Source organism: Streptomyces sp. A0958, assembly GCF_004795035.1.
GTDB lineage: Bacteria > Actinomycetota > Actinomycetes > Streptomycetales > Streptomycetaceae > Streptomyces.
Genome location: NZ_SSBK01000001.1, coordinates 1 through 23,501, shown reverse-complemented (window position 1 = coordinate 23,501; position 23,501 = coordinate 1). Strand labels below are relative to the sequence as shown.

Annotated in this window: 24 protein-coding genes and 1 tRNA gene; 10 read left to right on the top strand and 15 right to left on the bottom strand. The window is 70.5% G+C overall.

All coding sequences use genetic code 11. The features are described 5' to 3' along the window. The first annotated feature begins 133 nt into the window (after positions 1-133). Positions 134-631, top strand: a complete 498-nt coding sequence (locus tag E6P78_RS00135; RefSeq protein WP_136201445.1) for a hypothetical protein — start codon at positions 134-136, stop codon at positions 629-631. A 51-nt stretch (positions 632-682) separates the two neighbouring features. Here the strand turns inward: E6P78_RS00135 and E6P78_RS00130 are convergent, their stop codons facing one another. From E6P78_RS00130 to E6P78_RS00120, 3 genes are read right to left on the bottom strand one after another with little or no spacing between them, the layout of a single operon-like run. Next, positions 683-1,363 (bottom strand): pentapeptide repeat-containing protein, encoded by a 681-nt coding sequence (locus E6P78_RS00130; protein ID WP_240798981.1) that lies wholly within the window; start codon positions 1,361-1,363, stop codon positions 683-685. Positions 1,364-1,421: 58 nt separating this feature from the next. Beyond that, complete coding sequence (locus E6P78_RS00125) at positions 1,422-1,904, bottom strand: GNAT family N-acetyltransferase (RefSeq protein WP_136201443.1); 483 nt, start codon at positions 1,902-1,904, stop codon at positions 1,422-1,424. Between the two features lie 39 nt (positions 1,905-1,943). Then, a complete protein-coding gene (locus tag E6P78_RS00120; protein ID WP_206307678.1) occupies positions 1,944-2,846 on the bottom strand; it encodes an aminoglycoside phosphotransferase family protein in 903 nt (300 codons plus the stop codon). A gap of 33 nt (positions 2,847-2,879) precedes the next feature. Here E6P78_RS00120 and E6P78_RS00110 point away from each other — a divergent pair, with 33 nt between their 5' ends. Beyond that, positions 2,880-3,530 carry a rhomboid family intramembrane serine protease gene (locus E6P78_RS00110; RefSeq protein WP_206307693.1) on the top strand — a complete coding sequence of 217 codons (651 nt, stop codon included), beginning with the start codon at positions 2,880-2,882 and terminating at the stop codon, positions 3,528-3,530. Between the two features lie 37 nt (positions 3,531-3,567). On the opposite strand, the gene E6P78_RS00105 is transcribed toward E6P78_RS00110, so the two are convergent. Further along, a tRNA-Thr gene (locus E6P78_RS00105) sits at positions 3,568-3,640 on the bottom strand. 243 nt (positions 3,641-3,883) lie between these two features. Between E6P78_RS00105 and ugpC the strand changes: the two genes are divergently transcribed. The 3 genes from ugpC to E6P78_RS00090 all read left to right on the top strand — a co-directional run bounded on the left by ugpC (position 3,884) and on the right by E6P78_RS00090 (position 6,412). Then, entirely contained in the window at positions 3,884-5,020 is a 1,137-nt protein-coding gene (ugpC, locus tag E6P78_RS00100) for a sn-glycerol-3-phosphate ABC transporter ATP-binding protein UgpC (protein WP_136201441.1), read from the top strand. A gap of 217 nt (positions 5,021-5,237) precedes the next feature. Continuing rightward, positions 5,238-5,666, top strand: a complete 429-nt coding sequence (locus E6P78_RS00095) for a hypothetical protein (protein WP_136201440.1) — start codon at positions 5,238-5,240, stop codon at positions 5,664-5,666. 35 nt (positions 5,667-5,701) lie between these two features. Further along, the gene (locus E6P78_RS00090; RefSeq protein WP_136201439.1) at positions 5,702-6,412 is read left to right on the top strand and encodes a nucleotidyltransferase family protein; all 711 of its coding nucleotides are present in this window, start codon (positions 5,702-5,704) and stop codon (positions 6,410-6,412) included. A 74-nt stretch (positions 6,413-6,486) separates the two neighbouring features. On the opposite strand, the gene E6P78_RS00085 is transcribed toward E6P78_RS00090, so the two are convergent. The 6 genes from E6P78_RS00085 to E6P78_RS00055 all read right to left on the bottom strand — a co-directional run bounded on the left by E6P78_RS00085 (position 6,487) and on the right by E6P78_RS00055 (position 13,204). After that, positions 6,487-8,160 carry a DoxX family membrane protein gene (locus E6P78_RS00085; RefSeq protein WP_240798980.1) on the bottom strand — a complete coding sequence of 558 codons (1,674 nt, stop codon included), beginning with the start codon at positions 8,158-8,160 and terminating at the stop codon, positions 6,487-6,489. Between the two features lie 138 nt (positions 8,161-8,298). Continuing rightward, a complete protein-coding gene (gene rlmB, locus E6P78_RS00080) occupies positions 8,299-9,255 on the bottom strand; it encodes a 23S rRNA (guanosine(2251)-2'-O)-methyltransferase RlmB (RefSeq protein ID WP_136201438.1) in 957 nt (318 codons plus the stop codon). A gap of 83 nt (positions 9,256-9,338) precedes the next feature. Beyond that, positions 9,339-10,742: a cysteine--tRNA ligase gene (cysS, locus tag E6P78_RS00075; protein WP_136201437.1), complete on the bottom strand. Its 1,404-nt coding sequence runs from the start codon at positions 10,740-10,742 to the stop codon at positions 9,339-9,341. 196 nt (positions 10,743-10,938) lie between these two features. After that, positions 10,939-11,520, bottom strand: a complete 582-nt coding sequence (gene ispF / locus E6P78_RS00065) for a 2-C-methyl-D-erythritol 2,4-cyclodiphosphate synthase (protein ID WP_240798979.1) — start codon at positions 11,518-11,520, stop codon at positions 10,939-10,941. Continuing rightward, a complete protein-coding gene (gene ispD / locus E6P78_RS00060; protein WP_136201436.1) occupies positions 11,510-12,256 on the bottom strand; it encodes a 2-C-methyl-D-erythritol 4-phosphate cytidylyltransferase in 747 nt (248 codons plus the stop codon). Before ispD ends, ispF begins: the two co-directional genes overlap by 11 nt. A gap of 465 nt (positions 12,257-12,721) precedes the next feature. Further along, positions 12,722-13,204: a CarD family transcriptional regulator gene (locus tag E6P78_RS00055; protein WP_006380568.1), complete on the bottom strand. Its 483-nt coding sequence runs from the start codon at positions 13,202-13,204 to the stop codon at positions 12,722-12,724. A 609-nt stretch (positions 13,205-13,813) separates the two neighbouring features. On the opposite strand from E6P78_RS00055, the gene E6P78_RS00045 reads away from it, so the two are divergent. Beyond that, positions 13,814-14,479 carry a copper chaperone PCu(A)C gene (locus E6P78_RS00045; RefSeq protein WP_136201435.1) on the top strand — a complete coding sequence of 222 codons (666 nt, stop codon included), beginning with the start codon at positions 13,814-13,816 and terminating at the stop codon, positions 14,477-14,479. A gap of 132 nt (positions 14,480-14,611) precedes the next feature. Here E6P78_RS00045 and E6P78_RS00040 read toward each other — a convergent pair whose 3' ends face one another. Next, positions 14,612-15,292, bottom strand: coding sequence for a response regulator transcription factor (locus E6P78_RS00040; protein WP_136201434.1), 681 nt, complete (start codon positions 15,290-15,292; stop codon positions 14,612-14,614). Then, positions 15,289-16,563 (bottom strand): ATP-binding protein, encoded by a 1,275-nt coding sequence (locus tag E6P78_RS00035; RefSeq protein WP_136201433.1) that lies wholly within the window; start codon positions 16,561-16,563, stop codon positions 15,289-15,291. The genes E6P78_RS00040 and E6P78_RS00035 overlap by 4 nt, the downstream gene beginning before the upstream one ends. 232 nt (positions 16,564-16,795) lie before the next feature. On the opposite strand from E6P78_RS00035, the gene phoU reads away from it, so the two are divergent. Both phoU and E6P78_RS32580 read left to right on the top strand, forming a co-directional pair. Then, positions 16,796-17,473, top strand: coding sequence for a phosphate signaling complex protein PhoU (phoU, locus tag E6P78_RS00030; protein ID WP_018553681.1), 678 nt, complete (start codon positions 16,796-16,798; stop codon positions 17,471-17,473). A gap of 323 nt (positions 17,474-17,796) precedes the next feature. Further along, positions 17,797-17,946, top strand: a complete 150-nt coding sequence (locus E6P78_RS32580) for a hypothetical protein (protein WP_168712519.1) — start codon at positions 17,797-17,799, stop codon at positions 17,944-17,946. Between the two features lie 66 nt (positions 17,947-18,012). On the opposite strand, the gene E6P78_RS00025 is transcribed toward E6P78_RS32580, so the two are convergent. Beyond that, positions 18,013-19,338, bottom strand: a complete 1,326-nt coding sequence (locus tag E6P78_RS00025; protein ID WP_136201432.1) for an MFS transporter — start codon at positions 19,336-19,338, stop codon at positions 18,013-18,015. Positions 19,339-19,571: 233 nt separating this feature from the next. Here E6P78_RS00025 and E6P78_RS00020 point away from each other — a divergent pair, with 233 nt between their 5' ends. Further along, positions 19,572-20,330: a phosphoglyceromutase gene (locus E6P78_RS00020; protein WP_136201431.1), complete on the top strand. Its 759-nt coding sequence runs from the start codon at positions 19,572-19,574 to the stop codon at positions 20,328-20,330. A 118-nt stretch (positions 20,331-20,448) separates the two neighbouring features. Here E6P78_RS00020 and E6P78_RS00015 read toward each other — a convergent pair whose 3' ends face one another. Next, positions 20,449-20,886, bottom strand: a complete 438-nt coding sequence (locus tag E6P78_RS00015; protein ID WP_136201737.1) for an ATP-binding protein — start codon at positions 20,884-20,886, stop codon at positions 20,449-20,451. A gap of 166 nt (positions 20,887-21,052) precedes the next feature. Continuing rightward, complete coding sequence (locus E6P78_RS00010; RefSeq protein WP_136201430.1) at positions 21,053-21,793, bottom strand: GntR family transcriptional regulator; 741 nt, start codon at positions 21,791-21,793, stop codon at positions 21,053-21,055. Positions 21,794-21,887: 94 nt separating this feature from the next. Between E6P78_RS00010 and E6P78_RS00005 the strand changes: the two genes are divergently transcribed. Further along, complete coding sequence (locus E6P78_RS00005; RefSeq protein WP_136201429.1) at positions 21,888-22,985, top strand: DUF1152 domain-containing protein; 1,098 nt, start codon at positions 21,888-21,890, stop codon at positions 22,983-22,985. Positions 22,986-23,501 lie beyond the last annotated feature (516 nt).

Here is a 23,501-nt window from a genome sequence, read left to right as displayed (position 1 = left end):
TCCACACCGATGATCCTATGTGCGGAATGTCGGATTCCGAGCCCTGTGGCCGCCGCACGCTCTCACCCTCACCCCGGACCCGCCCCCGGCCGCTGATGCCGGGCCGACACGCCGGGCATGACACCATCGAACCGTGCTCGACATCGGCTACTCCCTCTCCCGCCGCTTCCCCGACCCCCCGCAGACCGACTACCGCCGGGCGGACGTCCGCGCCCTGCGCCACGACCTGTTCTCCGGGGACGTCTACCTCGCGGACACCAAAGAGGACCGCGAAGTATCCACAGCCTGGGGATGGGTGCCGGTGCTCGACTTCGCCTGGGCCCTGTGCGACATCGTCGAACAGATCGACCAGGACCCTCGCGGCAACCGCTCGCACCGCCGCCAGTTCGCCGAACTCGACTTCACCGAGTCCTCCGACCGCATGCTCTTCGAACGCCGCTTCGGCTGGGTCGACATCGAAGCCGACTGGATGCCCCCCGAAGAAGCACCCCTCACCTTCAGCCACTCCCTCCTTCGCCGCGAAGCCCGCGACTTCCTGCACGACCTGATCGCCGACCTCGCCGACATGCACGAAGGCCTCGCCGACAACCCGGCCATCTGGGACATCCAGGCCCGCTTCCCCCGCCTCTGAAATGGCGCCCCCGGCTCCCCCGCCTCTGAATCACCCCGAGGCGGTGGCCCCTCACGCCTCCACCCGCACCCCGATCTGCGCCGCGAACGCCGGAGCCAGCTCCATCAGCTGCGCCGGACTGATCACCGCACCCGCCAGCCGCTCCACACCCCGCGCGATGTCCAGCTCCGCGACCGCCCGCAGATCCACCGCCTCCATCCGCACCGCACTGAAGTCCGCCCGCTTCAGCACACAGTCCCGGAACTCCACCCGGGTCAGCTGCGCGCCCCCGAAATCCGGCTCCGCGAGCACACAGCCCTCGAACACCACATCCTTCAGCCGGGCCTTCCGCAGGTTCAGGTAATCGATCTTCCCGCCCCGCACCAGCACCCTCTCCAGCACCGCCCCGTGCAACTGCACCCCGCCCAGGCGCGCGTCCACCACCTCCACGTCCCGCAGCGACGCCGACGCCAGATCGGTCCCCACCCCCCGCACCCCCGTGAGCACCGAGTCGATGAACCGTGCCCGGCCCAGCTCCGTACGGTCCAGGGAGCAGCCCTCCAGCGCACAGTCCATGAACCGCGCACCCGGGCCCGACTCGTCCGCCAGGTCGACGGACCCGAACCGCACCCCGTCGTAATCCCCGTCCGGTTCGAGCCCGCCCCCCTCGAACTCGGTCAGCGGCGGCAGCCGCACCTCGGGCCGCCGCGCCACCGCGATCCCGCCACCACTCCGACCACCACTGCGCACCATGCCCCCATCGTGACGCACCCCACTGACAACGCCCCGGGGGCCCGCATCCCCGGCGCGGTCAGGCCCCCGCCCCACCCAGCTCCGCCAACGCCCCGTCCGTCAGCCGGTACACCGTCCACTCGTCCTGCGGGCGCGCACCCAGCGACTCGTAGAACGCGATCGACGGGGCGTTCCAGTTCAGCACCGACCACTCCAGGCGCCCGTAACCCCGCTCCACACAGATCCGCGCCAACTCCGTCAACAGCGCCTTCCCGTGCCCGCCACCACGCCGCTCCGGACGCACGTACAGGTCCTCCAGGTAGATCCCGTGCGTCCCGCGCCACGTGGAGAAGTTCAGGAACCACAGCGCGAAGCCCACCACCCCGCCGTCCTCGTCCGACTCCGCGATGTGCGCGAACACGGCCGGCCGCTCCCCGAACAGCGCCTCGCGCAACTGCTCCTCGGTCGCACGGGCCTCGTGCAACAACTTCTCGTAATCGGCCAGCTCACGCACCATCGCGTGCAGCACAGGGACATCGGCGGCAGTAGCAGTACGAATCATGAGGGCAGCGTAAACAGCACCCGGCCACCGCCCGCCCCCCTACCCCCGGCCCAGCAGCACCCGGGCGATCTCCGCGTGCTCCGGCACCAGCCGCCGCTCACCGCCCTCGACGGTCCAGCACGCGTTCTGCAACACCCGCCCCAGCGTCCACGCCGCCGCCCGCCCCCGGTCCAGCCCCAGCACCCCGGTCATCGCATCGAACCGCGACCCCACCGCATCCGCGTCGAACCGATTCCACAACGCGGGCAGCAACTCGAACCCCGCATCCCCCACCAACGGCTTCGGATCAATCGCCACCCACCGCCCGCCCGGGCCCGCCAGCACATTGCCGAAGTGCAGATCCCAGTGCAGCAACCGGTCCCCCGGCTCCCCCGCCACCTCACGCACCGCCGCCACGCAGTCCCGCACCAACCGCCGCTCGCCCTCGTCAACCAGGGCCTCCACAACCCCCGGCGCGGCAGCCATCATCCGCTCCACCGCCTCCCCCAGCCCCCGAAGCCCGCACCCCGCCCCGGGCCGCACCGCCGTCAGCCCCACCAGCAACTCGGCGATCACCCGCACCGCCCGGCCCGCATCCCCCATCCCCGCCGGCGAACGACTCCCGTCCAGCCGCTCCAGCAACATCGTCCCCGTCACCGGATCGTGCTGGAGCAACCCCACCGCCCCGGCCGACGCCTCCCCCCACAACCGCAGCGCGACCGGCTCCCCCACCGTCTCCGCATCCACCGGCTGCAACTTCAGCACCGCCGGCCGCCCGTCCCCCACCCGCACCACCGGCAGGACCAGCGCGCACACCCCGCACATCGCCTCACCGTCCCGCCGCAGCCCCCACCGCTCCAGGAAATCCGCCGCCATCCCCGGCAACGCCGCGAGGAACGCCCGCCCGGCCTCCCCGTTGTAAGCGGTCTGAGTAGCGACGAGCGCGTCCGGGATGTCGATCACGCCCCCGATCGTAGGAGCGTGCGTCAATCGGCTATGCCCACCGGCCACCCAGCCCCGCCCACCCGGCCCCGCACCACCCCCGCCACGTGGCTCCGCGCCACCGGCTCCTGGATCAGCAGCGCCCCCGGCACCTACGTCTGGCTGACCGCCCTCTTCGTCACCACGGTCATCGTCCACCAGATGTCACCGGCCTTCGAGGAGGAGTTCCTCCGCCAGCGCTCCACCAACATCCACGAACTGTCCCAGAACCCCGTCCGCGTCCTCATCAGCAGCGCCTTCTGGATCGACGGCGGCCAATGGCTCCCGTACGCCGTCCTCTACACCGTCTTCCACGCCCCCGCCGAGCGCCGCCTCGGCACCCTGCGCTGGCTCACCGTCGCCGCCACCGCCCACGTGCTGGCCACCCTCGTCAGCGAAGGCATCCTCGCCTGGGCCATCCGCCACGGCCACGCCCCCCAGTCCGCCGCCAACACCCTCGACGTCGGCGTCAGCTACGCCCTCGCCGGCGTCGTGGCGGTCCTCACCTACTACGTCCCCCGCCCCTGGCGCCCCGCCTACCTCTTCGCGGTCCTGGTCATCTACACCGTCCCCCTGATCACCACCCCGACCTTCACGGACATCGGCCACCTCACGGCGGCTCTGATCGGTCTGGCGTGCTACCCGCTGACGCGACGCGGGACATAAAAAAACCAGGTCAGCGAGCCGCTGACCTGGGGTTTTGAGCCGCCTGTCGGAATCGAACCGACGACCTGGAGCTTACAAGGCAACCGCTCTGCCAACTGAGCTAAGGCGGCAACGCGCACGCCAAACCAGCCACGCGCGCGAGCCCTCACTCTACACAGCGCCCCACTCCCCCATCCACGAAGTCCGGCCCCCCCGCCATCCCCCGCCCACCTGCAAGATTTTCCTCCCCCAAGAACTACTGACAGATCCGAAACCGCCAGGTAGCGTCCTTGCAGGTTCACTCCGATGGACCAGACCACTCCCTTACGACGGATCGTCCGGCACGTACCTGCCGGTGGAGGAGAAGAACCAGCATGGCCAGTGTCACGTTCGACAAGGCGTCCCGTGTCTACCCCGGCTCCACGAAGCCCGCGGTCGACCAGCTCGAGATCGACATCGCGGACGGTGAGTTCCTCGTCCTCGTCGGCCCCTCCGGTTGTGGCAAGTCCACCTCGCTGCGCATGCTCGCGGGTCTCGAGGACGTCAACGGCGGTGCGATCCGCATCGGTGACCGCGACGTCACGCACCTGCCGCCGAAGGACCGGGACATCGCCATGGTGTTCCAGAACTACGCGCTCTACCCGCACATGACCGTCGCGGACAACATGGGCTTCGCGCTCAAGATCGCCGGTGTGAACAAGACCGACATCCGGGCGAAGGTCGAAGAGGCCGCCAAGATGCTGGACCTCGTCGACTACCTGGACCGGAAGCCGAAGGCGCTCTCCGGTGGTCAGCGTCAGCGTGTGGCGATGGGCCGTGCGATCGTGCGTGAGCCGCAGGTCTTCCTCATGGACGAGCCGCTGTCGAACCTCGACGCCAAGCTCCGTGTCTCCACCCGTACGCAGATCGCCTCGCTCCAGCGCCGTCTGGGCATCACGACCGTGTACGTCACGCACGACCAGGTCGAGGCCCTGACCATGGGTGACCGTGTCGCGGTCCTCAAGGACGGTCTCCTCCAGCAGGTCGACTCGCCGCGCAACATGTACGACAAGCCGGCGAACCTCTTCGTGGCCGGCTTCATCGGCTCGCCCGCGATGAACCTGATCGAGGTCCCGATCACCGACGGTGGCGTGAAGTTCGGCAACAGCGTCGTCCCGGTCTCCCGCGAGGCGCTGACCGCTGCCGCCGACCGCGGCGACACGACCGTCACGGTCGGTATCCGCCCCGAGCACTTCGACATCGTCGAGCACGGTGGCGCCGCCGCGAAGACCCTCACCAAGGACTCCTCGGAGGCCCCGGCCGGTCTGGCCGTGTCGGTCAACGTGGTCGAGGAGCTGGGTGCCGACGGCTTCGTCTACGGTGCCGCCGAGGTCGGTGGCGAGCACAAGGACCTCGTGGTCCGTGTCGGCGGCCGTGCCGTCCCGGAGAAGGGCACCAAGCTGCACGTCGTGCCGCGCCCGGACGAGCTGCACGTCTTCGCCACGTCGACGGGTGAGCGCCTCACCGCCTGATCCCGCACACGCTGTACGGTGGCCCCGCACGATCTTCGTGCGGGGCCACCGCGCGTCGTAGGCGCGTCGGGGGTTTGAACGGGCGAGGGCAAAATCCCCGGCACAACGGTCATTTCACTCCGCTTCGTCAACACGCGATTCGAAAAACCCACTCGAACCGTCCCCCGCGAGAGTGACGTAATGTCGCCATGCCATCACCGCCCGCTACGCTCGCTGCGTGACCCACTCCGTGCGCCGTATCGGCCGAACTCTCGCTCTCGTACTGCCCGTCGTCCTGGTCCTGTCCGGGACCCTCGCGGTCACCGCCGTGCCGTGGGCAGCCAGTAACTCCGACTCGCAGCTGCTCGCCGCGTCGGCTCGTACCGTCTCCGACGCCAAGGGCGCCAAGGAGGTCAAGGCACGTGCCCCGCAGGACATCCTGCGCGACCGGCTCCTCGTGGAGCTCCGGGAGAAGGACCCCGGTGTCGCGCTGACGGAACTCCAGCGTGCCGTCGAGGGGCGGCCGTCGCTCGCCCGGCACTGCATGTCGATCGCGAAGGCGCTGGGGAAGGCGGCCGTCGAGCAGTACGGCCCGACGCGGGCGCACCGCTTCTCCCGCCCCGTGTGTGACACGTCGTTCGCCTCGGGTGTCGCCCAGTTCAGCTGACCGACAAGGGCCAGGCACGGCATATCGTGCCTGGCATGCATACGTTTCCGACGCAGGCCGTGATCCTGGCTGGTGGCCAGGGGTCACGGCTGCGCCCGTATACCGATGACCGCCCCAAGCCGATGGTCGAGATCCCGGGTACCGGGACTCCGATCATCGGCCATCAGCTTTCCTGGCTGGCCGCCGAGGGCGTGACCGACGCCGTGGTGTCGTGCGGGCATCTGGCCGAGGTGCTGCAGGAGTGGCTGTCCGACGCGGTGCTGCCGCTGCGGGTGACGACGGTGGTGGAGTCCGAGCCGCTGGGGCGCGGGGGCGGGCTGAAGTACGCGGCGGCCCGGCTGCCGGCGCCGGGCGAGCCCTGGTATGCGACCAACGGGGACATCTGGACGCGGTTCTCGTTGCGTGAGATGGCGGCGTTCCACGCGGAGCGGGACGCGACCGCGACGCTGGCGCTGGCTCGTCCGCGTATTCCGTGGGGTGCGGTGGAGACGGACGCATTCGGGCACATCACGGACTTCATCGAGGCGCCGCCGTCGCCGTATCTGATCAATGCGGGGGTGTACGTGTTCTCGCCGGCGTTCACCGCGATGCTGCCGGACCGGGGGGATCACGAGCGGACGACGTTCCCGCGGCTGGCGCGGGAGCGGCGACTGGCGGGGTATCCGCTGCCGCACGGGGCGTACTGGCGGGCCATCGACACGGCGAAGGACCTGACGGAGGCCGCCAGGGAGCTGGAAGGGCGGTAGGCGGTACGGAGAAGGGGGGCGGGCCCGGAGGAAAACCTCCGGGCCCGCCCCCCTCTCCGTTGCTTGCCCTCGGGTCAGCCGAGGAGGCCGCCGATGGGGTTGCGGCCGCTGCCGTCCCCGCTGCCGCCGGTGGTGCCGGTGGCGGGGTCGGGGTCGGTGCCGCCGGTGGTGGAGCCGCCGCCGGTGCCGGTGGTGCCGGAGGAGCTGGGTCCTGAGCTGGTGGCGGGGGGCTGCTGGGGGGTGGTCTGCTGCGGGAGCTGCTGGCCGGTGCCCTGGGTCTCGCTGGGCTGTCCGGCGCCCGCGCCTGCCGCCTGGCCGGTTTCGCGGACGCTGTCCGTGGTGGGGGTGGAGGCTTCGGCGGACGGGGTGTGGGGGGCGGTGCTGTGGGAGGGGCTGGGCTGGTCGCCGGTGGGACTCTTGGAGGGCTTGCCGCTGCGGGACTTGTCGGGGAGCGGGGAGCCGGGGAGCTGGTTGGTGGGGACGCCGTGGGGGCCGGGGACGGTGACGACCTCGGAGGAGCGGACGGCGCCGCCGAGGATGGAGCCGATGAGGAGGGTGAGGCCGACGACGACGCTGGCGACGACGGCGCCGCGGCGCAGGACGCGGCGGCGCAGGTCCCAGATCTCGGAGCGGGGGCCGAGCTTGCGCCAGGCTTCTCCGGCGAGGCGTCCGTCGATGGAGTAGACGGGGGCGCCCGCGATGATCAGGGGGCTCCAGGCGGCGAGGTAGATGATGTCGGGCGTGTCGTAGGCGGCGGTGGTGCGCCAGCTGACGGTGACGAGGAGGGCGGCGGACAGGAGTGCGCCGACGGTGGCGGCGACGCGCTGCCAGAGGCCGAGGACGGTGAGGACGCCGACGACGACCTGGAGGAAGGCGATGGAGAGGCCGGCGCCGACGGGGTGGGAGAGGGCGAAGTCGCGCAGGGGTTCGGCGAGGGCCCAGGGGTGGAGGGAGTTCAGCCACTTGACCATGGAGCCGCGTTCGCCGCCGTCGAAGTAGACGGGGTCGCAGAGTTTGCCCATGCCGGCGTAGATGGAGATGAAGCCGAGGAAGACGCGCATGGGCAGGAGGACGACGCCGAGGTTCATGCGGCGGCCGGGGTAGTACGCGTGGCGGACGTCGTCGGTGCCGTTCTGGCGTCGGCCTCGGTCGCCGGTCTCCTCGTCGGTGAGGTCGACGGCGAGTTCGTCGTCGTACGGTTCCGGGTCGTCGTGGCGGTCCGGGTGGTACGAGCCGGGGTCGACGGGGTCGTAGGCGCCGACGGCCCGGCGCATGGGGGGCAGCAGGGGGCCGCCGGGGCGGGGTGCGCCGATGACGGGGTTGGGCTGGGTCTCTTCGAGGGGCAGCTCGTCGAGGCGCGGGATGACCTGGGTGCCGGCGCCGCCGCGTCCGCCGTCGAACTCGTAGGTGGCGTACGGCTCGTAGGGGTCGTACGCGGTGTCCGGGCGGGGTGCGGTGGAGTTCCGTACGGCCTGGAGGAGTCCGGTGGCGCCGGGGTCGCCGGGGGCGGACTTGCCGCTCCAGACGACGGGGGCGCGCCGGCCGCGTCCGGCTCCGGCGCCGCTCATGGCGGGAATCCTGGGCGCGCCGGCGGGGGTCACACCGCGCAGCCGTGCGCGCTGGCCGGGGGCGAGCTGCACCCGGAAGCTGGCGTGGTTGACGATGACCTGCGCAGGGTCGCAGTCCACCTTGGTCATGCTCAGGGCGGGTAGTTCGTCGAACCGAGGCGTTCTGGTGTCCACACTCATCTAACCGAGTGATGTGTGATTAGGACACTGCCTTGACGGTGTCGAAGTGTCCGAGACCCGTCAACAGGTGGTGGGGGGTCGCGCGGGGGCGCGCGCACGTGCGTGTGCGCCCCCGCGCGGCCCGTCCGGGCCGGGCGGTCAGGCGCGGCGGCGGGCGACTTCGTACATGACGATTCCGGCGGCGACACCGGCGTTGAGGGATTCGGCGCCGCCGGGCATGGAGATGCGGACGCGGTAGTCGCAGGTCTCGCCGACGAGGCGGCCGAGGCCCTTGCCCTCGCTGCCGATGACGATGACGACGGGGCCGCCGAGGGCTTCGAGGTCCTCGACGGTGTGTTCGCCGTCGGCGGCGAGGCCGACGACCGCGATGCCTTCCTTCTTGTACGCCTCCAGGGCCCGGGTGAGGTTGGTGACCCGGGAGACGGGCGTACGGGCGGCGGTGCCGGCGGAGGACTTCCAGGCTCCGGCGGTCATGCCGGCGGCGCGGCGTTCGGGTACGACGACGCCGTGGCCGCCGAAGGCGGAGACGGAGCGGACGATGGCGCCGAGGTTGCGGGGGTCGGTGACGCCGTCGAGGGCGACGATGAGGGGTTCCTCGCCGTTGTCGTAGGCGGCGGCGGTGAGGTCCTGCGGGTCGGCGTACTCGTAGGGCGGGACCTGGAGGACGAGGCCCTGGTGGTTGAGCCCGTTGGTCATGCGGTCGAGTTCGGGGCGGGGGGCTTCCATCAGGTGGATGTTGCCGCGTTCGCCGGCGAGCTGGAGGGCTTCGCGGACGCGCTCGTCGTTGTCGATGTACTGCTGGACGTAGAGCGTGGTGGCGGGGACGCCGTCGCGCAGGGCCTCGTAGACGGGGTTGCGGCCGACGACCATCTCGGAGGTGCCCTTGACGCCGCCGCGGCGGGGTGCGGGGCGGCGGGCGGCGGCCTGCTTGGCCTGGGCGTTGGCGACGCGGTTCTTCTTGTGTCCCTTGCGGGCGGAGGCGGGCGGCGTCGGTCCCTTGCCTTCGAGACCACGGCGTCGCTGGCCACCGCTGCCGACCTGCATGCCCTTCTTGTTGGACGTGCGGCGGTTCCTGCGCTGGCTGTTCCCGGCCATGACCTACCTGTTTCGTTGCTTCAGACGTGCATACGTATAAGTGAGAGTGTGCCGCCCGGCGGGCCGGGCGGCACTTGGAGGGACTACTGGCGCGGGCCGAGTGTCCATCGGGGTCCGGCCGGGCTGTCCTCGATGACGAGGCCGGACTGGTTGAGCTGGTCGCGGATGGCGTCGGCGGCGGTCCAGTCCTTGCGGGCGCGGGCGGACTGGCGCTGGTCGAGGACGAGGCGTACGAGGGTGTCGACGACGCCGTGGAGGTCGTCGCCGCGGTCGCTCTCGCCGGCCCAGTGGTCGTCGAGCGGGTCGAGGCCGAGGACGCCGAGCATGGCGCGGACCTCGGCGAGGCGTGCGACGGCGGCTTCCTTGTCGTCGGCGGCGAGGGCGGAGTTGCCCTGGCGGACGGTGGTGTGGACGATCGCGAGTGCCTGCGGGACGCCCATGTCGTCGTCCATCGCCTCGGCGAAGGCGGGCGGTACCTCGGCGGCGGGGACGACGGTCTCACCGGCCTTCTCGGTGACGCGCTGGCAGAAGCCCTCGATCCGCGCGAACGCGGACTCGGCCTCGCGCAGGGCCTCCTCGCTGTACTCGATCATGGACCGGTAGTGCGGGGTGCCGAGGTAGTAGCGCAGGACGATCGGGCGCCACGCCTTGACCATCTCGCTGACGAGCACGGAGTTGCCCAGCGACTTCGACATCTTCTCGCCGGACATGGTGACCCAGCCGTTGTGCACCCAGTACTTCGCGAACTCGTCGCCGTAGGCCTTGGCCTGGGCGATCTCGTTCTCGTGGTGCGGGAAGATCAGGTCGATGCCGCCGCCGTGGATGTCGAAGGCGGTGCCGAGGTACTTGTGCGCCATGGCGGAGCACTCCAGGTGCCAGCCGGGGCGGCCGCGGCCCCAGGGGGTCTCCCAGCTGGGCTCGCCGGGCTTGGACGCCTTCCACATGGCGAAGTCGCGCTGGTCGCGCTTGCCGGTCTCGCCCTCGCCGGAGGGCTGGCGCAGGTCGTCCAGGTCCTGGTTGGAGAGCTCCAGGTAGCCGGGGAACGAGCGCACGTCGAAGTAGACGTTGCCGTCGGCGGCGTAGGCGTGGCCGCGCTCGATGAGGCCGCGCATCATCTCGATCATCTCGGGGACGTGGCCGGTGGCGCGGGGTTCGTACGTGGGCGGGAGGCAGCCGAGCGCGTCGTAGCCCGCGTTGAACGCGCGCTCGTTCTCGTAACCGATGGCCCACCACGGGCGCCCCTGTTCGGCGGACTTCGTGATGATCTTGTCGTCGATGTCGGTGACGTTCCGGACGAACGTCACGTCGTAGCCGCGGTAGGCGAACCAGCGGCGCATGATGTCGAAGTTCAGTCCGGACCTGATGTGCCCGATGTGCGGGGCGGCCTGGACGGTCGCGCCACAGAGGTAGATCGAGACGCAGCCCGCTGTGAGCGGGACGAAGTCACGGATCTGCCGGGCGCTGGTGTCGTACAGGCGAATAGTCACCCCTCAAGGGTAGTAGGCCCGCACCAGTGCCCCGCGCCCCTTCCGCTGATTGCGGGGCAGTTGTTATGGCCTCGGGGCCTTTCCCCCGCTTCGCGTCCGCGCCGGGGGCGGGGCCGGGGCGAGAGCGGCGCCGGTGGGGATGCGGAGGTGGGGGGTGGTGCCGGTGCTCATGCGGTGGCTCGGCCGGTGCGGCGGCTCAGCCGGTGCGGTAGACCAGGGCGGTCGCGAGGCCGGCGATGCCCTCGCCCCGGCCGGTGAAGCCGAGCCCGTCGGAGGTGGCGGCGGACAGCGAGACGGGGGCGCCCACCGCGGCTGAGAGCACCTGCTGCGCCTCGTCGCGCCGCTTGCCGATCTTCGGGCGTACGCCGACGACCTGGACGGCCACGTTGCCGATCTCGAAACCCGCCGCGCGGACGATGCGGGCGGCCTCGGTGAGCAGGGTGACGCCGGAGGCGCCGGACCACTCGGGGCGCCCGGTGCCGAAGTGCTGCCCGAGGTCGCCGAGGCCGGCGGCGGAGAAGAGGGCGTTGCACGCGGCGTGTGCGACGACGTCGGCGTCGGAGTGTCCGGCGAGGCCGGGGCCCTCACCGTCCCAGCGCAGGCCCGCGCACCACAGCTCGCGACCCTCCTCGAAGGCGTGGATGTCCGTGCCGATGCCGACGAGGGGGATGACGGGCGCGGGGCGCTGTCCGGGGCCTTCGAGGCGCGGGGCGCGGTCTTCGGCCCGGTGCGCGGGGCCTTCGGCCCGGTGCGCGGGTTCGGGGGTCTCAGAAGCCATCGTTCGCCCTCCTGCGTGCGAGAACCGCCTCGGCCAGGACGAGGTCCAGCGGCCGGGTCACCTTGAATGCCTCTTCGTGTCCGGGTACGACGACGACGGGCGTGCCCAGCTGTTCGACCATGCCGGCGTCGTCGGTCGCGCCCTCGCCGCTGACGGCGACCTGTTCGTGGGCGCGGACGAGGGTGTCGCGGTCGAAGCCCTGGGGGGTCTGTACGGCCCTGAGCCGTGCGCGTACCGGGGTGGAGAGCACGGGTTCGGGTGTGCCGGGCGTCCCGGGCTCGACCTCCTTGACGGTGTCGGCGAGCGGGAGGGCGGGGACGACGGCGGGTGCGCCGTCGCGTACCGCGTCCACGACGGCGTCGACGGTGTCGACGGGGACGAGCGGGCGGGCCGCGTCGTGGACGAGGACGGCGGAGATGGAGTCGGGGAGCGCGTCGAGGCCCCGCCTGACCGATTCCTGGCGGGTCTCGCCACCCGGTACGACGACGAAGTCGGTGCGTTCGGGCAGGGCGTGTTCGTCGAGGAGGTTGCGGACCTCGGGGGCGCCGTCGGGCGGTGCGACGACCACGACCAGGGAGACGTGGCGGGAGGCCGCCATGGCCCGTACGGCGTGGATGAGCATGGGCGTCCCGTTGAGCGCGCGCAGCGCCTTGGGGGCGCCGGGGCCGAGTCGTACGCCGCGGCCGGCCGCGGGAATCACGGCGGCCGTGCGGTAAGGACGCGGTTGTTCAGACATCGGTTGCACTCCGAGGCTTCGGCATGTTTGTGTCCACGGCCGACGTGGGTATGGCCACAAGCGAGCCGGGCGCTGCGCCTTGACTCGACCGGGACCCTTTCCGTGACCCCGGGCGCGTCGGGACATGCTCCGGTCGCTCGGGATCGGCCTCACCCGCCGACTTCAGCAAGATCGCGAGCAACGTACCAAGGACACATACCGGGGGATCATCGGCAGGCAACCGGATAGAGCCGGTATCCGACCGGAAGTGGCTGGAACTGATAACCGGCCCGACGAGGACTGGCTTGAATTCGCCGTTCCTGCTTACCCGGACGCCCGGACGCGGACTTCGGCTCCGGAGATGCCCTTCAGGTCCGGACATGCCGCAGCGCCCGACGACACACCGTGAATACGGCTGGTCAGCGGGCACCGCAGCACATTTCTACGACCGGTACGATCCGGCCGCTACGACCGGTGCCGTCCGGTTCAGGATGCGAGGACCTCGTCGAGAAGAGCCTCGGCCTTGTCCTCGTTGGTGTTCTCCGCGAGGGCGAGCTCGCTCACCAGAATCTGCCGCGCCTTGGCGAGCATGCGCTTCTCACCTGCGGAGAGGCCGCGCTCACGCTCACGACGCCACAGGTCACGAACCACTTCGGCGACCTTGATGACATCGCCGGAGGCGAGCTTCTCGAGATTTGCCTTGTAGCGCCGGGACCAGTTCGTCGGCTCCTCGGCATACGGTGCGCGCAGCACCTCGAAGACGCGGTCCAGCCCTTCCTGCCCGACTACGTCGCGCACACCCACGAACTCCGCATTGTCCGCCGGTACACGCACCGTCAAGTCGCCCTGAGCGACCTTGAGCACCAAGTAGGTCTTGTCCACGCCTTTGATCTGGCGAGTTTCGATAGCCTCGATCAGCGCGGCCCCGTGATGGGGATAGACCACGGTGTCGCCAACCTTGAACGTCATGTGACAGGTACCCCTTCCGTGGCTATCAAGCGTAACACGAGAATCGCTTCTCCTGAATGGCGTTTTCGCAGGTCAGGGCATATCTCGGGGCTTGACAACTGCGACACGGACGTGCTGCGAACGACCTCCGGAGGACGGTATTCGCAGGTCGGAGCGGCTGTACGGGGACGGAGAAACACGGACGTTACACGCACTCCGACCCACTCCGAAGGGGCTGAACGTCCCGTTTTGTCGGGTTCCGGTTGGTGAACTTTCCGTACTCCGTTCGGCGATGGATCACTCGTACGGCGGTAAGTGCCGATGGCCAATGAAATTGATCAACGTGCGGCGCGGCGCGGATTATGCGCAAGGAATGCGCCACCGTCCGTGAACAGCCGTGGAAGCGGCGGACGAACGCCCGGGCGGAATTGATCAAGCGCGTTATGTGAAGGCCCTGCGAATGTGCGCACACGCTCCGGCCCGTGATCCCGGGGCCCGTCAGGGGCGGGTCGGGTGCGGGACGGCGAGGGGGGCTCGGTACCCTGACGGCTGACAGACCCTTAGGGCGGCTTTACACCGCTCGCCCGACCCGTCCGTACCCGTCCGCTCGTTCAAGGAGTTGCCGCCGCCGTGAGCCGCAGCCTTCGACACGGCGCCCTCGCCGCCACTGCCATCGCGTTCTCCATCACCGCGCTCACCGCGTGCGGTGCGGGCAACAACGCGCAGACGCTCGAAGTCAGGCCTGACAACGCCGCCACCTCGTCCGGCGACATCAAGATCCAGAACGTCAACGTCATCACCCAGCCCGAGCGCGACACCAAGGGCCCGGCGGTCGTCTCCGCCACGGTGTTCAACACCGGCACCAAGGCGGAGACCCTGGACTCCATCACCCTGACGGGCAGCAGCGGCTCCGTGGCGCTGCACGCCGCCAAGGGTTCCGGCCCGGTCGTCGTCCCGGCCGGTGGCCGGGTCGTTCTCGGCGGCAAGGGCAACGCCGCCGCCGTGATCGAGAACGGCGACGAGGCCACGAAGACCGGCAACGTGCAGCCGCTGGTCTTCAAGTTCAGCCGGACCGGTGAACTCTCGCTGGGCGCGTCCGTCGTCCCGGCCAAGAGCTACTTCGAGGAGTTCGGCCCCAGCGCGCTGCCCGAGGCGCCGAAGACGCCGCAGGCCTCGGCGACCGCCTCCGCCTCCGCCTCCGGGACGGCGGGCGCTTCCGGCGAGACGGCGGGCGCCTCGTCCGAGACCCCGTCCGGTTCGGCGTCGACGACGAGCGAGTCCGAGCAGCCCGGCTGAGCGGCACGCCCGCAGGACGCGGCACGCCCGTGAGAGACAGGGCACTCTCGTAAGAGACAGGGCACGCCCGTAAGAGATACGGCTGAGGCGCCTCCCCGCGTGGGGAGGCGCCTCAGCCATGTGCGGGCCGGTCTACGGCTCGAACTTGTAGCCCAGGCCGCGCACCGTCACGAGGAACCGGGGGGCGCCCGGGTCCGGCTCGATCTTGGCGCGCAGCCGCTTGACGTGGACGTCGAGCGTCTTGGTGTCGCCCACGTAGTCCGCGCCCCAGACCCGGTCGATCAGCTGCATGCGGGTGAGCACCCGGCCGGCGTTGCGCAGCAGCATCTCCAGGAGGTCGAACTCCTTGAGCGGCAGGTCGACCTTGCCGCCGGAGACGGTGACGACGTGCCGGTCCACGTCCATGCGGACCGGGCCCGCCTCCAGGGCGGCCGGCGTGACCTCCTCGGGCTCCCCGCGGCGGCGCAGCACCGCGCGGATGCGGGCGACGAGTTCGCGCGAGGAGAAGGGCTTGGTGACGTAGTCGTCGGCCCCTATCTCCAGGCCGACGACCTTGTCGATCTCGCTGTCCTTGGCGGTGACCATGATCACGGGGACGTTGGACCTGCTGCGCAGCTGCCGGCAGACCTCGGTGCCGGGCAGGCCGGGCAGCATCAGGTCGAGGAGCACGAGGTCGGCGCCGTTGCGCTCGAACTCGTCCAGGCCGTCGGGTCCGGTGGCCGCGATGGCGACCTCGAAGCCTTCCTTGCGGAGCATGTAGGACAGGACGTCGCTGAAGGATTCCTCATCCTCGACGACAAGCACTCGGGTCACGGAAGGGCCTCCGGGGCGGGGAATGGTTCACAGGTGTCGGGTGCGGCGTCCGGGCCGGACGCCTCGTCGCCGTTGACGATGAGCGGGCCGCCCGACGGGCGGTCGCGGTCCCGTGCGGAGCCCGCTTCGGGCAGCCGCAGGGTGAAGGTGGAGCCCTGTCCCTCCGAGCTCCACACGGTGACCTCCCCGCCGTGCGAGGCGGCCACGTGCTTGACGATGGCGAGGCCGAGGCCGGTGCCACCGGTGGCGCGTGAGCGGGCCGGGTCGACGCGGTAGAAGCGTTCGAAGACCCGTTCGCGGTCTGTCTCGGAGATGCCGATGCCCTGGTCGGTCACGGCGATCTCGATCTCGTCCCCGCCGGTGACGACGACGCGGCGGGCGGCGATGCCGACGCGGGTGCGGGCGGGGCTGTAGTTGACGGCGTTCTCGACGAGGTTGCCGAGGGCGGCGGCGAGCTGGCCGCGGTTGCCCCAGATGCGCAGGTCGGCTGTGCCGCCGGAGGCCATGGTGATCTGCTTGGAGCCGGCCTGCTGCCGGCAGCGGTCGATGGCCTCGGCGACGAGTTCGTCCACGCGGACCGGTTCGGCGTCCTCCAGCGGGTCGTCGTTCTGCACCCGGGAGAGGTCGATGAGCTCCTGGACGAGGTTGGTGAGCCGGGTGGCCTCGATCTGCATGCGGCGGGCGAAGTGCTCCACCGCCTCCTGGTCGTCGGAGGCGTCGAGCACGGCCTCCGAGAGCAGGGACAGGGCGCCGGTCGGCGTCTTGAGCTCGTGGCTGACGTTGGCGACGAAGTCGCGCCGGACCGCTTCGATGCGGCGGGCCTCGGTGAGGTCCTCGACCAGCAGCAGCACGAGCCGGGAGCCGAGCGGGGCGACCCGGGCGGAGACGGCCAGGGCCTCGCCCCGGCCCGTGCCGCGGCGCGGGAGGTCCAGCTCGACCTGGCGTATCTCCCCGTCCCGGCGGGTGTCCCGCGCCAGGTTCAGCATCGGCTCGACGGCGAGGCGGCCGCCGCGCACCAGTCCCAGCGCGTACGCGGCGGAGCTGGCCTTGACGACGCTGTCGCTCTCGTCCAGCACGACGGCGGAGGAGCTGAGCACGGACAGGACCGTGTCGACGCCGGGGGGCAGCGGGGCGTTGCCGTCGGGCCGCAGGGAGGTACGCGTCGGCTTCTTCTGGTCGCGCTCGCTCCAGCGGAACGCCAGCATGGCGATCACACCGGTACCGACCCCGGCGATCGCGGCAGCTGCGGCGACCGCCGCGTTCACGTCCATGTCTCCAGGTTATGCGGCGCCTCGGACACTCTCCCAGCGGTGCAGGGGCCCCCTCGGACACTCGTCGCCCAGAGTTCACCGAGGGGCAAGCACCGGTTCACTTGGCCGGTCGGAATCCGACGCGTACGGCCGTCACGGTGGCTTCGTGGGGTTCGGCGCCGGCCCTCAGCGGGCTTCGGAGCCGGTGCGCAGCCGACCCCGGCCTCGGTTCAGGACTGGAGAGGGACATCCCATGCGTGACGCGTACCACGAGGAACTCGACTCGATCGGCGAGGGGCTGGTCGAGATGGCCCGGCTCGTCGGGTCGGCGATAGGCCGGGCGACGACGTCCATGCTCGACGCCGATCTCAAGCTCGCGGAGTCGGTGATCGCCGCGGACCAGAAGGTGGACGATCTCCAGCACGACCTGGAGGCGCGGGCCATCGCGCTGCTGGCGCGCCAGCAGCCGGTGGCGACCGACCTGCGGATCGTGGTGACCTCGCTGCGGATGAGCGCCGACCTGGAGCGCTCGGGCGACCTCGCCCAGCACGTCGCCAAGCTGGCCCGGCTGCGTTTCCCGCAGTCGGCGGTCCCGCACGACCTGCACGCCACCATCCTGGAGATGGGCCAGCTCGCGCAGCGCCTGATGGCGAAGGCGGCCGAGGTGATCATCACGAAGGACGTCGACCTGGCGCTCCAGCTGGAGCAGGACGACGACGAGATGGACCTGCTGCACCGCACGCTGTTCCAGCACCTGATGGACGACCGCTGGAAGCACGGCATCGAGACAGCCGTCGACGTGACCCTGCTGGGCCGCTACTACGAGCGGTTCGCCGACCATGCGGTGTCGGTGGCCAAGCGGGTGGTCTATCTGGTGACGGGTGAACACGCGGACGAGATCCAGCAGCCGGTGCCGGTGGAGGGCGCGTAAAGCGGGCGGGGCGGCGCGGGGAGGCCGGGGCGTGTACGAGGCCCCGGGCGGCGCGGGAAGGCCGGGGCGTGTACGAGGCCCCGGGCGGCGCGGGAAGGCCGGGGCGTGTACGAGGCCCCGGGCGCGGGAAGGCCGGGGCGCGGAGGGTCGGGGCGCACGCCCGCGCGCACGGCTCGTACATACGTTCCTGCACATGTGCGCCGTTGATGCGCCCGTCCGGGTGGGCATGCAATGGGGCGGGGCGGCGCGACCTGTCCGTACGCCGTCCCGGTCGCGGGCCCCGTGCGGGCACGCGGCCCTGTCGTACGCCTTGAGGAGGAACCATGGCCGATTCCCCCATGACCGACCCCCAGCAGGAGGCCCCCGCCGAGGTGGTGCACCTGACCGTTCTGGGCGCCTGCGGCTGCGGCTCGGGCTGCGGGTGCGGCTGCCAGTCCGGAGCGCCGTGCCAGTGCGGGGGCTGCTCGGGCTGACGGGGTACCGCACCGGCCGTACGGGGTGCGGGGGCGGCGCCTGAGCCCCCGTACCCCCGCGCGGTCTCAGCCGGCCTGCTCCACGGCGGGCGGAGCCGCGGGGGCGTCGGTGGCCCGGGGAGCCGCGATGCTCTCCGCCGCGACCTCCGCACCGTCCTCCGCCCCGGTCGGCAGGTCGCGCATGAGCAGCCAGTACCCGAAGGCCGCGGCGGTGCCCAGGAGTGCGCAGGTCCCCCACAGCCACCCGGCTCCGAAGTGGTCGATGACCACGCCGGACATCAGGGGGGCGACGAGCGCGGCGGCCGACCAGGACAAGGTGTACATGCCCTGGTAGCGGCCCCGGCCATGGGCGGGCGACAACTGGACGACCAGGCCGTTCTGCACGGGTGCGTTGATGATCTCGGCGACGGTCCACACACAGATGGTCAGCGCGTACAGGCCGACGGAGCCCGCGAAGGCGGTCAGCCCGAATCCGTACCCGGCCAGCAGCGAGGACGCGATGAGCAGCCGGCGCGGGTCGCGGCTCCGGATGAACCGGGTGACGGGGATCTGGAGCACGACGATGAGCACCCCGTTGACCGCGATCGCCGTGCCGAAGTCGGAGCTGCTGAACCCGTCGGCGCCCATGGCCACCGGCAGGCCCACGTACCCCTGCTGGAAGATCAGCGCGATCACGAACGACAGCCCGACGACCCCCATGAACCGCCCGTCGCGCAGCACGGTGGTCAGCCGTACGCCGTCGTCGGACGGCACCCCGGCGGCCGAGCGCGCCGCCGCGGCCTTCTGCGGCCGGGACTCCGGCACCTTCAGGAATACGACGACGGCGCAGATCAGGGTCATCGCGGCCTCGCCGACGAAGCCGGCGAGGTAGCTGTACTCGGCGACGAACCCGGCCCCGGCGGACGAGACGGCGAAGCCGAGGTTGATGGCCCAGTAGTTGAGCGAGAAGGCCCGCACCCGGTCCTTCGCGGGGACGATGTCGGCGATCATCGCCTGGACCGCCGGGCGGGACGCGTTGCTCGCCATGCCGACGAGGAAGGCGACGGCGGCGATGGCGACCGGGTGGACCATGAACCCGAGCACGGCGACCGACACCGCGGTGGAGAGCTGGGCGGCCAGCATGGTGGGCCGCCGCCCGAACCGGTCCGTCATCACCCCGGCCCCGAGCGAGGACACGACCCCGCCGAGCCCGTGCAGGGCGGCGACGAGACCGGCGTACGAGGCGGAGTAGCCGCGCTCCATGGTCAAGTACAGGGCCATGAAGGTGGCGACGAACCCCCCGAGGCGGTTGACCAGGGTGCTGGTCCACAGCCACCAGAACTCCCTGGGGAGACCGGAAACCGTTTCCCGGGTGGCCCGGGTGGCCCATCCGAGACCGGCGGCGGCAGACATACGGGTTCCCCCCAGGACGTACGACGGATGGCATCGGAACAGGACCGCGAAGGTAAGTGGCCCACCGACGATCCGAACGTTACGAACCCGCGAGGAGCCCCTGCCACTCAATTGACACCCGCCGTCAATCGAAAACCGGCACCGTCCTCCCCTCCCCTCCCCCGTCCGCCCCCCTCTGTCCGCTCTATGACCGGTCGCGCGCGGCCCGGACGGGTTCGATTACGCTCGGACCCATGGCCGACGCACCGTACAAGCTGATCCTCCTCCGCCACGGCGAGAGCGAATGGAACGCGAAGAACCTGTTCACCGGTTGGGTGGACGTCAACCTCACCGAGAAGGGCGAGAAGGAGGCGGTCCGCGGCGGTGAGTTGCTGAAGGACGCCGGCCTGCTCCCCGATGTCGTACACACCTCCCTCCAGAAGCGCGCCATCCGCACCGCCCAGCTCGCGCTGGAGTCCGCGGACCGCCACTGGATTCCCGTCCACCGCTCCTGGCGCCTGAACGAGCGCCACTACGGCGCCCTCCAGGGCAAGGACAAGGCCCAGACGCTCGCCGAGTTCGGCGAGGAGCAGTTCATGCTCTGGCGCCGCTCGTACGACACCCCGCCGCCCGCGCTGGAGGACGGCACCGAGTTCTCCCAGAGCGACGACGCCCGCTACGCGACGATCCCGCCGGAGCTGCGCCCGCGCACGGAGTGTTTGAAGGACGTCGTCATCCGGATGATGCCGTACTGGTACGACAGCATCATCCCGGACCTGCTGACCGGCCGCACGGTCCTGGTCGCCGCCCACGGCAACAGCCTCCGCGCCCTGGTCAAGCACCTCGACGGCATCTCCGACGCCGACATCGCGGGCCTGAACATCCCGACGGGCATCCCGCTCACCTACGAACTGGACGCGGACTTCCGCCCCCTGAACCCGGGCGGCACGTACCTCGACCCGGACGCGGCGAAGGCGGCCATCGAGGCCGTGAAGAACCAGGGCAAGAAGTAACGGCCCACCTCGCCGGTCGGCCCCCGCCTTGCGCCTTCCGCACGGGGCGGGGGCTTTTCGCGTGGTGGCGCCCCTCGGACGCCGTTTTCGGGCGGGCACCCGCACCGGGCCGCTTCCCTCACGAAGGCCAGGCGTCGGCCACCACGAAGGCGACCAGCGTTCCGCCGAGAGGACTGGGCCCGCAATGCCACGACTCGGCGATGGAGTCGACCAGGAGTAATCCACGCCCGTGCGCGTCACCGGCATCCGGCCGACGAAGACACACACCCGCTGGAGTCCCGGGGTTGTGCACCTCCACGCGAAGCGATGTTCCGTCCCTGAACCACTCCACGCGTACGACCCACTCGTCGTCGGACCGCCCGTAGAGAACCGCGTTGGTCACCAACTCGGAGATCATCAGGACGCAGTCATCGACCGAACAGGCCGGGTTGTAGGGCGCGATGAACTTCCGGAACCAGCGCCGAGCCCGGGGCACGGACTCAGGAATCGGATGCAGGGTCATCGCTCCGAGGCGAGGAGAGTCCTCGCAGGGGTAGCGGTCGATCACGAAGGTCACTCGCGCACACTCCTTGCCGCTGCCGCTGCCGTTGCAGTCGAGGCAGCACCGCTTCGTCATGGCCGTAGCTTCACCACACCATCCAGCAAGTGGCCTTGGCCACTTTACTGGATGGTGGCATTAGCCAGTTTCGATGCGCAACCGCTTCTTCGTAACGGGGCCGACTTCAGGACAGCGGGTAACCCTGTTCGAAGGCCCAACGGTGCGGCGGGTAGGTGGCTTCGGTGAACTCCAGGGGGTGCCCACGGAGGTCGTACACGACATGGTGAACGATCAGCACCGCCGCCGCCGGGGCGAGATGGAGTTCCTCCGCCTCCTGGTCCGTGGCATGCCGGGCGCTCATCCGGTCTTCCGCGTAACTCCCTTGGCGCCCCGTCATGTTCTCGACGTACAGCAGGGTTCCCTCTTGGATGCGCTCGGACTCCACGAGCTTGGGGGCCCTTCGCCCTACGTCCGGAGTGAACCACGACGTGGACAGGTTGATCGGACCATCCTGGTCGTTCGTCACGCGCCGACGATGGACGGCCCGCCGGTCTTCGCCGAGTCCCAACGCCTCGACCACGTGGTGCGGCGCGTCCAACCAGCCTGCCGACGCGATCACCGCATACTCGCCGGCGGTGTAGATCTTCCCGGTCTCACGAGCACGCCCGTACAACTCACGAGCACGACGGTTGACTTCGAGATCCCGCACGTAGGTACCCGAGCCTTGACGCTTCTCAACCAGGCCCTGATGACTCAGCGCCTCCAGAGATCGGGCGGCCGTGGGCCGGGACACGGACCAGTCCACCGCCAACTGCCGCTCCGAAGGCACCTCGTCGCCCGGTCGTAGATCCCCGCGCAGGATCTGGTCACGGATGTAATGAGCGATCTGGAGATACTTCGGTTGCGTCTCCTCGATCTGCGGCATGCACCCTCCTAGGTCAACAAGTGGCTATGGCCGCTAGCCACTATAGGGTGACCGATCAACCTCAAACCCTCGGTCAAATCCGTACGCTGGCCTCATGACACGGTTGATCGTCGCAGCGGGAGGCGGAGGCGACGCGGTGGCCTCCGCGATGCTCGACGCCGCCCTGTACGGTCCCGAGGAACCGGCAGTGGTCCTCACGTACGCGTGGGACCGCCTGCTGATCGACCCGCTGCCGGGCCCACGTGGGGCCGACAACTTCACTGGCCTAATCTCGACGACTTCCGCCGTGAAAGTAGTACCGGCCGAAGCCCGCCCCCTCGCTCCGGCAGGCTCGACCCTCCCCAGACTCGCGGCAGAGCTACCGCACACCTTCGCCCTGATCGACCCGCACCACGGCGTGGAAGGAGTCACCCGCCAACTCGAAGAACTGCTCAGCTACTTGTCCCCCACGTCGATCGACCTCCTAGACGTGGGCGGCGACATCCTGGCCCGGGGCGACGAACCCACACTGAAAAGCCCCCTGGCCGACGCGCTCACGCTCGCTGCGTGCTGCCGGGTCAACGCCCCCGTCCGACTCCTGGTCGCCGGCCCCGGCCTGGACGGCGAACTCCCCCCGGACGACTTCCGCCCCATGCTCGGCGGCCTAGTCCACACCTTCACCGCGGCAGACGTGAGCGCACTCGGCACGGTCCTGGACTGGCACCCCTCCGAAGCGACCGGCATGCTCGCCGCGGCTGCCCGAGGCGCCCGCGGAACCTGCGAGATCCGAGACGTCGGCCTGCCCGTCCCCCTCACGGACGAGAGCCCGACCGTCCACGAAGTCGACCTGGACGACGCCGTCACCCGCAACCAGCTCGCCCGCGCCCTCATGACGACCGAAACCCTTGATGAGGCCGAGGCACACAGCCGCGACATCTGCGGCTACTCGGAGATCGACTACGAGCGCAACAAGGCCGCCCGGCTCAAGGCCCAGCCTCCGACGGACCTGAACCCGGACACGGTCCTGGCCCAACTCGCAGCGTTCGAGGCGGAGGCCGCCGGCCGCGGAGTCACCCACACGACGTTCCGCCGCCTCACCGAAGCCCTGAACTACAGCGGCACCCAACGCGAGAGCCTGCGGGAACTGCTGATCAGCAGCCGCCCGGAGCAGTACGAAACGCCCCTGTGGCGCATCACAGCCAAGCCCGAGTAACAACCTCTCTGCTGTTTCAAAAGGGCCCGCTTCGCACGCCGCGCACGGCCCCGGTCGGCCTGCGCCGCTGAAGCCGGCGTGGGTACAGCGAGGCACACGCGCATCTGATCGATCGGCCGGCCCGCCGTCGTGGCTGGCTGTTGCTGGCTGAGGACCAGGCGCACCGCGTCAGAGACAATCACCGTCAACGGAAAGACAGGGCTTACTGGCCTCTGCCACTCCGCCCATGGGGCGTTGTGCTGGAGTGACACGACGAGGGCAGGCATGCAGGAACACGTCGGGATGGAACGGGTTCTGCCACCTGCACGGGGGCGGAGGGCGAGTCCAGGCGCCCAGGCTTCGCACCCGGCCCGTGCGCCCCGCACGCTCACATGCGCAATACAGTCCGGTGTCGGCGGCGGCTGAATCCTGACCCGGTTTGGGCGGTCGAACTTTGACCCACCGGGTCTGGTTGCTGGTGTTCAGTCGGTGTCGTGTGTGGCGGTGGGGACGCGTCCGAGTTGGCGTCCGCGCATG